General features: G+C 45.8%; 14 protein-coding genes. All 14 read right to left on the reverse strand.

Annotated elements, in window-relative coordinates; translation table 11 throughout:
• Positions 1-609, reverse strand: a 609-nt coding sequence (locus tag AB7U36_RS12450) for a hypothetical protein (protein WP_428160088.1), incomplete at its 3' end; no start/stop codon positions are given.
• A gap of 90 nt (positions 610-699) precedes the next feature.
• Entirely contained in the window at positions 700-903 is a 204-nt protein-coding gene (locus tag AB7U36_RS12455) for a helix-turn-helix transcriptional regulator (protein WP_428160089.1), read from the reverse strand.
• 135 nt (positions 904-1038) lie between these two features.
• Positions 1039-1761, reverse strand: coding sequence for a hypothetical protein (locus AB7U36_RS12460; RefSeq protein WP_428160090.1), 723 nt, complete (start codon positions 1759-1761; stop codon positions 1039-1041).
• Positions 1762-1922: 161 nt separating this feature from the next.
• Complete coding sequence (locus tag AB7U36_RS12465; protein ID WP_428160091.1) at positions 1923-2282, reverse strand: transcriptional regulator; 360 nt, start codon at positions 2280-2282, stop codon at positions 1923-1925.
• Between the two features lie 4 nt (positions 2283-2286).
• Entirely contained in the window at positions 2287-2640 is a 354-nt protein-coding gene (locus AB7U36_RS12470) for a toxin-antitoxin system TumE family protein (RefSeq protein WP_428160092.1), read from the reverse strand.
• A 31-nt stretch (positions 2641-2671) separates the two neighbouring features.
• On the reverse strand, positions 2672-3928 hold the full coding sequence (locus AB7U36_RS12475) for a tyrosine-type recombinase/integrase (protein WP_428160093.1): 1257 nt from the start codon (positions 3926-3928) through the stop codon (positions 2672-2674).
• Positions 3929-4229: 301 nt separating this feature from the next.
• On the reverse strand, positions 4230-5375 hold the full coding sequence (locus AB7U36_RS12480; protein WP_428160094.1) for a tyrosine-type recombinase/integrase: 1146 nt from the start codon (positions 5373-5375) through the stop codon (positions 4230-4232).
• Entirely contained in the window at positions 5372-5809 is a 438-nt protein-coding gene (locus AB7U36_RS12485; protein ID WP_428160095.1) for a hypothetical protein, read from the reverse strand. The genes AB7U36_RS12480 and AB7U36_RS12485 overlap by 4 nt, the downstream gene beginning before the upstream one ends.
• Positions 5810-5862: 53 nt before the next feature.
• Positions 5863-6471, reverse strand: a complete 609-nt coding sequence (locus AB7U36_RS12490; RefSeq protein WP_428160096.1) for an HNH endonuclease signature motif containing protein — start codon at positions 6469-6471, stop codon at positions 5863-5865.
• Positions 6472-6546: 75 nt separating this feature from the next.
• The gene (locus AB7U36_RS12495; protein WP_428160097.1) at positions 6547-6669 is read right to left on the reverse strand and encodes a hypothetical protein; all 123 of its coding nucleotides are present in this window, start codon (positions 6667-6669) and stop codon (positions 6547-6549) included.
• Entirely contained in the window at positions 6662-6925 is a 264-nt protein-coding gene (locus AB7U36_RS12500) for a hypothetical protein (protein ID WP_428160098.1), read from the reverse strand. The genes AB7U36_RS12495 and AB7U36_RS12500 overlap by 8 nt, the downstream gene beginning before the upstream one ends.
• 347 nt (positions 6926-7272) lie before the next feature.
• Positions 7273-7929: a hypothetical protein gene (locus AB7U36_RS12505; protein WP_428160099.1), complete on the reverse strand. Its 657-nt coding sequence runs from the start codon at positions 7927-7929 to the stop codon at positions 7273-7275.
• 13 nt (positions 7930-7942) lie between these two features.
• On the reverse strand, positions 7943-8365 hold the full coding sequence (locus AB7U36_RS12510; RefSeq protein ID WP_428160100.1) for a hypothetical protein: 423 nt from the start codon (positions 8363-8365) through the stop codon (positions 7943-7945).
• Complete coding sequence (locus AB7U36_RS12515; RefSeq protein ID WP_428160101.1) at positions 8356-9048, reverse strand: DUF3102 domain-containing protein; 693 nt, start codon at positions 9046-9048, stop codon at positions 8356-8358. The genes AB7U36_RS12510 and AB7U36_RS12515 overlap by 10 nt, the downstream gene beginning before the upstream one ends.
• Positions 9049-9251: the final 203 nt, after the last annotated feature.

Here is a 9251-nt window from a genome sequence, read left to right on the forward strand (position 1 = left end):
CCCATTAATGGCCTCCTTTTTTGGGGCTTTTGGAGGGTGTAGGTCGTTAACGCCCGTGTCCTCTATTAGGGGTGTGGGTCGTTGACGTCCGTGTGGGTGTGGGTCGTTAACGTCCGCAGTATTTTTTATTGGTGTGGGCTGCTTGCCCTGATAACCCCGCTTGACATCCCGTTCCCTGATGCGGATAACTTGACCTGGTTGCCACAACAGATAATCGTCGGTCAGGCCATACACGGCCTTGTGCTGTTCGTAGCAGCCCCCGGGGTCTACGATTTCGATAAAGCCTTTGGCCAGCAGCTCGTCAATGCCTCTGGTTATAGATTTGCGGCTGATTATCGGACGGCCAGTGGCTTTATCAATGTGAGATTCCATTTCGGCATAGGTCAGGATGAGACGTCTTCCATTTATCTGTGGGCCTCTTTTCTGACCCTTTTCTTTCGAGTCAAATTGTCTTTTACCTAGTAACATCATCAATATTTTAGGCGATGCGTGGGAAACGATAGGGGTTGAGCCCTTGACCCCCAGACTCAAAAAAGCTTTGGATAAAATCATGCTAGTATCCACCCATGTGCCTTTTCCGTATCCGTTTCCATTACGTTTTTTTGCCATTTACTGTCCTTTGAAAAAAGCCTCACAGGGGGAAGGACTACCCCCTGCGCCCCGTCGGGATCTGCATGGCAGACAGGCAAAAATATATTTTCAGGCTGTTGCTTCATCCCTTGCCTGAACTCTTGCTGCCTTCCATGCGTTGAATTCAGACTCTAACCACCCCGATACGTTCGGACCAAGCTGGATTCTTTTAGGAAAAAGCCCTGCCTTTTCCCACCGCCAAAGTGTTGTGTCGGAAACGCCGGTGCGCTTGATCATTTCTGGTTTTCTAAGAAATCGGTCCTTCGCTGACATATGAGTCCTCCCATAAATAATTCACCCCAACTCGGGGTGTGCTTTCTTGCAATGTCTTGAACTGAAGATATAGGAGGGGAAGGGTTTTGTCTGTGGGGGTACGGGAGTCGTACCCCGTTTTTTATGGAATTTTTGCTATTTGGGAGGATGTAATCTGCCGATGGATAGTTTGTCTTTGAATCGCTCTGGCACTCTCCAGACTTCGTCAGGCTGGAATAAGGGCTCTTTTTTGTTGGTCGTCTTGTTGTGCAGCATTAGTTTCTCACCGAAGTTTGAGAAGCTTTCAGCCATACCCAGAAAGAGCCGCATAAAATAAGTATAATCATGAATATCTTTCCCTGGAGAGCAAGAGATCAAGAGGTTGTGGAATGGACTTACCCCTTCAGGTAAACACCGGAGCGCAGCCCAAAGAGGGGCAATGGCTTTGTATTCCCTCCAAGCGTCTTTTAAGAATTTTTCACTCCATCCTACCCCTCGGGCTTTGTTCTCATCTGACGCCCTTTTGTAAGAAAAGTTTACTTTTTGACGGGCTTTATAAAGACTGGGACTTTCTTTGCCATCGTAGTCCAATATGTAGAGATATTTTAGAATATCGCCAGCAATTGCCGCTTTACGCGTTCTATTGGGAATTACCTTACCCATCATTTCATCATGGCCAGGACCGCCATTGAAACCATTTTCCATGAGGATATCGGCAATTTTATCCGGGTATTTTAGACTGACTTTTTTATAGGTTCCGGCAAGAAAAAGAGCACTAAATTTTTCTAATAAGTCAAGATCAGGATAGCAGTACATAAGACCTTGAATGATCAGATTTGTTTTTGTGGAACCGATATCTTTAATTGGGATTTTAGGCACTTTGTTTGATTCCTTACATCTTTACTGCTCGGTATGCGTCCAGTTCTGTGATACTTCCCACTGGGGCAACTCCGAGTAACCCTTGTAAATGGTTTTCCCACAGGGTTAGGGCCGCCATTCGGTCCGGGTCATGACTCCAGGCCCTATCCCAGGGAAAGTGATTACAGTCTTAATTCAACCCGAAAATCCGTTGCATTGACAATGGGGCGGACCATTCCTTTCTCTTTGATCAAGTCAACGATGCCATAATTCGAAAGGGTTTTCAGGGTCCGGGAAAGGTTTGATTTTTTCCGGCCTGATAATGCTTCCAGTTCAACCAGGGATGTCGGGTGCTGATCCCTGATCAATTTAAGCAGTTTCTGATTCTGTCCGCTCAAGACCTGACCCAGGGATTCCATGGATTCAAACCACACCTTGGGCTCGTTTTTGCGTAGTTTGTATTCGCCCCTGGCAATGGCAATGGTCCGCTGTTTGTAATCTTCTTTTGACATGATGCCTATTGTCATGGTTTTACTGGCCATTCTCTTATCCTTTCAATAAATATTTATCCACCGCCGCCCAGAAGTCTTCAAGCAACTGCCCGGCGTTTTCAAAGGTGTACGGTTCCACTTTATCCAGGTTATGTTTATGGTCCCATGTGACTATTCGTCCGGTAAACCCTTTCTTTTTTGGTGAGTTAATGGCATGGGCGTTGTCAAACCCAATGATCCGGGTATTGTATCTATCATGTAATGACAGGGAATACCTTATTCCGTGTGGCGCATGTTGATCCGGGTGGATCTGTTTTGCATTGAATTTTACCCAGTACCCGCTATCCATCGGGAATATTTCACCATCCAGGTCCAATAGAGTATCAAGTGAACCGTATTTATCGTTCATGTTATCACCTGATGATAATTTGTCAAGACGGTTAATCGTTAATGGTCCGGTAAGAGTTCAGATCTGTTATCCCCTGGTTGCCGGAAACGGAATCAGGGTCAATCAACCCCTTGATATGGTTTTCCCACAACACCAAAGCCGCCCTTCTTTCCGGTTCATACGTTGCACGGTTATAAACACCTAAAACACCTTGCAGCCGATGAGACAGGATTTTTTCTGCCACCACATCAGACACTTTGAGTGTGGCAAGTCCCGTCCGGCAGGTCCGGCGCAAATCATGAGGGGTAAATTTCTCAAGCTTCATTTCCGGCAGGTGACGGACTACGGCCCGGCTGATAGCCCGGACAGACAGGGGGGTATCTTTTTTGAAGGTGGACCTGAAGACAAACTTGCTTTTACCTGAATAGAACATGGCCTGCTCAATGACTTCAAAGGCCATAGGGTTCAAGGGTACGTCATGGCCCATAGCGTTTTTACCCTTCATGCGTTTTGCCGGGATCTCCCACCATATCCCGTCTGGCCTTTCGGTTAATTCTGATAATTCCATTCCAGCAACTTCACCAGGGCGCTGGCCGGTCAAAAGGATCAGCTTTAATGCAAGCTTTGTCAGGGGATAGGCGTCAAAGGCTTTCTTGTTCTCAAGGTCCAAGGCTCTCCACAGTAAAATGACTTCATCATCATTTAAAACCCGGTCGCGTGTCTGTTCCTCTGCCCTGTGAATATTGGCGCAAGGGGATATATCAATTACACCACGAGAGACAGCAAAAGAGAACATTCCGCTTATGGCGGTGTGAAGCCTGTTCCGGGTAACAGGGGCTCTTTCTCCAACTTGATCCAGCAACAGAACAATGTCTCGGGTTTTTATTGAGGATATTTTCTTTTTGCCCCATGGTATTATAAGATCTTTTTCCAATAGCCTCTTGGTTGCTTTTCCGCTTTTGAGTTTTGACAGCTTTTTATCCCATAATTCTCCAATCAACCCTGCAACGGTTGGTTCGTTGGCGTATTCGGCTTTTTGCTGCTGTTTAACTTCTCCAGGATCAACGCCTTGTTGAATGGATACCAAATCTTTCTGAGCTTCGGCTCTGGCCTCAGCCAAAGATAGTCCCGGATATTCACCAATAGTTTTTCGCCTGGCCCTACCTTCAAAAACATATTTGATAAAGAAGACCTTCTTCTTACCGATCCGGATACCTAAGCCCTGAACGCTCTTTTCCCCTATATCCCAATATTCAGTTCGCTTGCCCGGCTCTGCCTTCAATTTTTTAATAATCATATCAGTTAACATGTCTTGATTCCCTCAAAAAAAGGCTCTGAAAGGGGGGTGTCGTAAACGCCAAAATCCTTGTTATAAGCCTCATTAAATGCCAAAAACTGGGTCACGAATTGGGTCACAATTTAGCCAGTATTAGGGTGAAATTCTATGAAACACCATGCAAACAAAAATAGGCTATATTTTTAATGAAGTCAATATGTTTTGTTATGAAACGAAAGTGGATGAAATGGGCTGAAAAACATCTGAATTTGTCTGGGGGACAAGTGGTCGATGGTTCAAATCCAGTCGTCCCGACCATTATAAATAAAGGGCTTCAGGAGTTTTTACCTGAAACCCTTTTTTCTTTGGGCGGGGCTTGTGGGCGGGGATCTTCTTTTTTTTGTGTAAATTTCCCTGAAATAGATTCCATGGCCGAACCGATGGCGCCGTCGAATTCATGCAAATAAATTTCTGTTGTCCGGTGGCTGGTATGGCCTAAAATTTTCTGAATTGTCTTGGTGGATATCTTGGGATTGTCGGCCATGAGGGATGCCATCAAATGGCGAAGGGTATGGAAGCCAAAATGTGGAGAAATCCCCGCCCGAGTACACAACCCCTTCATAAATTTAGGCCTTTTATAATATCGGTCATCTGTCCGCTTGTTATAAAATACCCAGGTGCTTTGCAATTTATTTTCCCACATATTCCAGAGCGTGTCATAAAGTTCATCGTTCATTGTGACGGTTACCGGCCTGTATGCCCCATCTTTTGTTTTACGGGTCCACTTTGTCAGGGTCCGGTTCTCGAAATTAACATCTTCCCAAGTGAGACGCAGTGCCTCATCTACCCTGGCAAGGGTATGGAGCAGTACAATAAGCAGATCCTTTTCATCTGTTTGTGGGTCTGCAACCAATAAAAGTTTTATGACATCTTCTTCTTTTGGTATTTGCTTTACGGCAGGAGTGTGTGGTAGACGACCAACCTTATTGACCGGATTTTTCTCTATTACCTCAAGGGTGTCTTTTGCGTATGTGAATAATGCCGATAGCTCTCTGCGGTGGACGTTGTAATTATTGTTGCTGTGGCGGGTTTTGAGGTACGCAGCAACTATGGCAGGAGTGATCTCATGGAGTTGGAAGTCCTTGCCAAGAAACTCAAGAAATTTTGTATAAACATAGACCTTGTATTTATAAGTTTCCCCTGCAAATCGTTTCTGTGCAAAATCAAGATACTGATTGCAGCTTTCCGAAAAGGCCATGCCGGTTTTTGTCGGAGTCTCTTTTAAGGATCTTTTTTCCTCGGCCATTGCCGCTTCTGCCTCCCGCCTGGTCGAGAACCCCCTCCCTGTGTACCGTTTGCCCTGATACTGGAAACCGTAGCGCCAATGTTGTCGGCTTTCTTCTGACGTGTTCCAGGTTGGGTGCCTGCCCTTCATCGCTGCCCAATCTGGGTTTATTTTTTCTCTGTTTGGGTTTTTCATTTGGTAAATTCCCTCCTTACAAAATCCACAGGGAACCACCCGGTACCTCCGCAAACGTTGCATTTATAAGATATGAATTTAAGACTTCCAGCCTCGATAGAATTGCTTATTCCAGCACCATGACATTTAGGGCAAATATCATTTTGTTTATGATATTCCAAAGCGATATTACGGTTGCAAAATGTGCAGCATGGGCACATAGAACTATCGCAAAACATTGGCTGGAAATTTTTGCATTTTTCAAATTGTTCTTGGAGAACGATATCGTCAATGGTTACATCGGTATCAAATGTAACTCCGGCACTCGGCTCATGTTCCCATTCTGGCTCTTTAATCATTTTAAACGGGCATACGTCTGGAAAATCTTCAAGTCCATGTGATGTGAGTTCACACTCATTGCCATCTCCGCATTGTTTGCATATAAAACGTTCCATTTTCATTTCCTCTTATTTTCCTCCCGGGCAATTGTTCAGCCCATTAAACTGATTCAAGAACGCTCCTTTGACCGTTCAAAAACTTTAACCTTGAGCTTTGTCATAGCCAACACGGAAGGTTTCAGTTCATCCGGAACATGGCTGTACCCATACTGATTCAGCCGCGCAAGCTCGGACCTGGTAATTGCTTCCAGATTCCCCGGATCAAAATTACGCCTGTCTCCATCTCGGAAAATCACCACCATGCCTTCCGGTACCGGGCCGTGTTCTTGTTCATAGATATGAATATGCTTATGCTTGAATCTGGTTGCTGCACCGGTGTGCGGATTCGGTTCCGCCACTTTGACCAGAACATATCCGTCTTTACTGTCGATCCGCTCATACCCAAGCGGCTTGGTATTTCCGGGGATATCCCCCTTCTTAAAACTGCCTTTATTCGGTCCGGTAAGTCCCTGTCCTTTGCTGCCGGCATTCCAGGGTTTGTTCCCCTTAGGGAAATGGCCTGTCCGGCCGGAGGCAATGCCGTGATTTTTGACATATGTTTTTATCTGCTGGCCGGTGACCGCCATGTCGAAACGGGCATTGACCAGGCGGGCTGTTTCTTCCGCAGTGTGGCTTTTAAAGGTGGAATTAATGAACCGTTCCCGATCCTCTGTGAACATCCGGTGCCGCCTGACCAACCTGTCTTTACCTTTCCGGCCGCAACGGATATTATGGTTCTTCAATGTTGACAGGATCTAGCGTTCGGTTTTGTCTGTACCGAATTCGGCATTAAAGGCCCGGGCCAGATCTCTGGCGTTCATGGACATATATCCGGTACGCAAAAAATCAATTTGTTCTGGAGCATACCGCTTAGTCATGGGGCCGGTCTTCCAACGCCTCGGCTTTCTTTATCCCAAGCATTTCGGGGGCTGAGTCTATCATGCCGGTATTAATTGCTGCGTAGGCTTTGAGTGCCAGCGCGGCGTTATTGACAATTTGTGCAGCGCAGGCGTTCATTGCCTGGGCTCGTTTGATTTCACGATCCAAATCGTCGTCCGTGAGGTCATCGTCGTTAAGCCGTTCAAGCTGTTCAAATAGGTGATCATTAAGGTTGATAAGTTTGTTTTTTTTCATGCTTCCTCCATTACGCTTAATCCGGTATTAAATGTAATTTATTCCCAATCCAAAACCCTCCACCCATCCTCTCCGTCCCGCCCTTGCCATCTCAATTTTTTGCAGACCCCCTATCGAGGGCGGGCGTTGCGCCTGCCGGAGCTGCAAGCGGTAATCCCGGGGGCCTGCATTTTATCAGTTCAGGGGTCTAATCACCCCGCTTCTTACAAAGGGTTCGAGGCTCCCCACAATAACCGGGCGAGTGATTGACTTTGGAGCACTCCAAGACAGCGCGGGTTGTTTCTCCGGTCTCAATGGGATGACTACGATCAAGCCAATGGGCGTGTCAAAAATACGGACTGTTTTCATCATGACGCCTCCTTGTGATCTTCAACCATTTTTAGGTCCGCTTTATGCTCAATTTGTTTTAATTGTTCCGCGGTAGCTAACACGGATTTATCACCGGCAATAAGCGCCCCTGCCAAACGAGAGAAATCTTCCATCAGTTTTGAATTTTCAGGCAATTTGTTTTCTGAAAACATCTGAATAGAGGCTCCATGAAGGTCAATCATTCCTTCCACAAGAGTTTCTTTCGGGATGGACGGATTACGCTTAGATGCCGACATGCCGGCCTTTACACTGACACCGAGGCTGTTTTTAACAGCAATCATCACACCACATTTGCCCATCAATTCGGGTGTAAGAATGTATGATGATTTTGATTTCGCTTTCCACACAATTGAAAATGAAATGTAATTTGCAAGAGTGTTGCGCAGAACAATTTCGCCCTGATCATGTACTTCTGGATTTACATCAAGCCAGAAGTCAGCAAGGTCGTTTACAAAAGGCTCCATATCAATAAAGGTTTTTGGTTTTTCTAAGCCTTCCGCGTTGCAAAAACGTTTAATTGCGCCATTTATTTGGGCTGCGGTATATGGGGTTTCATCCAGGAAGTGTTTGGCTTCTGCATAGGTGAGTACGCCCTGGTATTTCTGCTCCAAAAGTCTTTCTTTGCTGTGATCCATAATGATACTCCTTTTATATATTGATTATCGCGCCTTGTTCGTTGGTGAGTTCAGCCAATGCAATTGATGCCCGCTCAATAACCTTGGCCGCTGTCGTCAGGGATTCTTCCATGCCACCGCCAAGCTTCTCCATATCCTTCCTGAGTTCGTTGAGGGCGATCATAAAGCCTTCGCCAGCATCCCTTACGTGTCGCTCTCGAGCATTATCCACGTTGGTTGGGTTATCCACTTCAAGCTGGGCTTTTAGACGGTCAATTTCGTTCTGCATCTCTTTATATTTGCCCCAGGAAGCAGACGCCTTGTCGGTCGCTTCTTTATTTTGGCGTTCCAGTTTTTTCTTTTTTTCTTCCAGGGAGACTATTTGATCCTTGAACCGTTTCTCGTGTAATTCCGAGGCTTCTTTGCTGATTGCCTCTTTTTCTTTGATCAGGCGCATGTCGTAATCTTTTCTTGCTTGAGTTCGAATTCTTTATCAGCCAGGATCTTTGCCGTATCTGTATTGGCTATTTCTTCAAGACGCTCTTTTTCGGCCTTCAATTTGTCGATCTCTTTACCCAGGTCATCCAGCCTGGCCCGGTCGCGTTCGGCCCGGGTGTTTTCGGATATTTTGTCCAGTTCTGCTCTGACGAAGCTGTTCTGAGCCTCAGCAGATAAAACGGAGTGCTCAAGAGCTGCGGCTTCGCTGATAACGCCCTTTTCAACGTATTTCTTGAGCTGGGGTATCATTTTGTCATAGCGGCCTTGTTTGGCTTCGATTTTTGCTTGTCTGACCATTTCTTTTGCCTCTTTAACCGTGATAGTCGGTTCGCAATCCTCAAGGAGCTTTTCAGGTTCTGGCGCTTTTGTGAGTTCCAACAAGACCTTGGTTGAAAAACGAACTTGAGTTCGCTTTTCTCCGAATGTTTCATAAATACGCATCAAATTCTGACAGTGTCTTATGGTCAGCCCAGTATATTGCTCGGCAATCTGTGTGAATGTACCGTGAGGGCAAGCTTCTTTGAGCTCACAAAGCCTCTTGCCAAGATTGATAGTGCTGTATTCAAATTCATCCTTTGCCCGGTTAACAGCATCAATCTTGGCTTGGATTTTTGGTGTAATAGTTGTCGTTAAATCGTTCAATTTTATACCTCCCGATATGCTTGTTTGGGATCAAGTCCCGGCTGCACCAGCCCGTTTTCAATTTCGGATTTCCAAATATTGAGCGCGGACTCGCAAATTGATGGATTGATGGTCAACAAAGATGAGGGACGCGTTGCGCTCATTGGTCGTATTTTTTAAGACATAAGTGGGAAGGGTTTACATAAAGTAAAAAGAAGGGGAAG

The sequence above is a fragment of the Desulfobacter sp. genome (assembly GCF_050177295.1).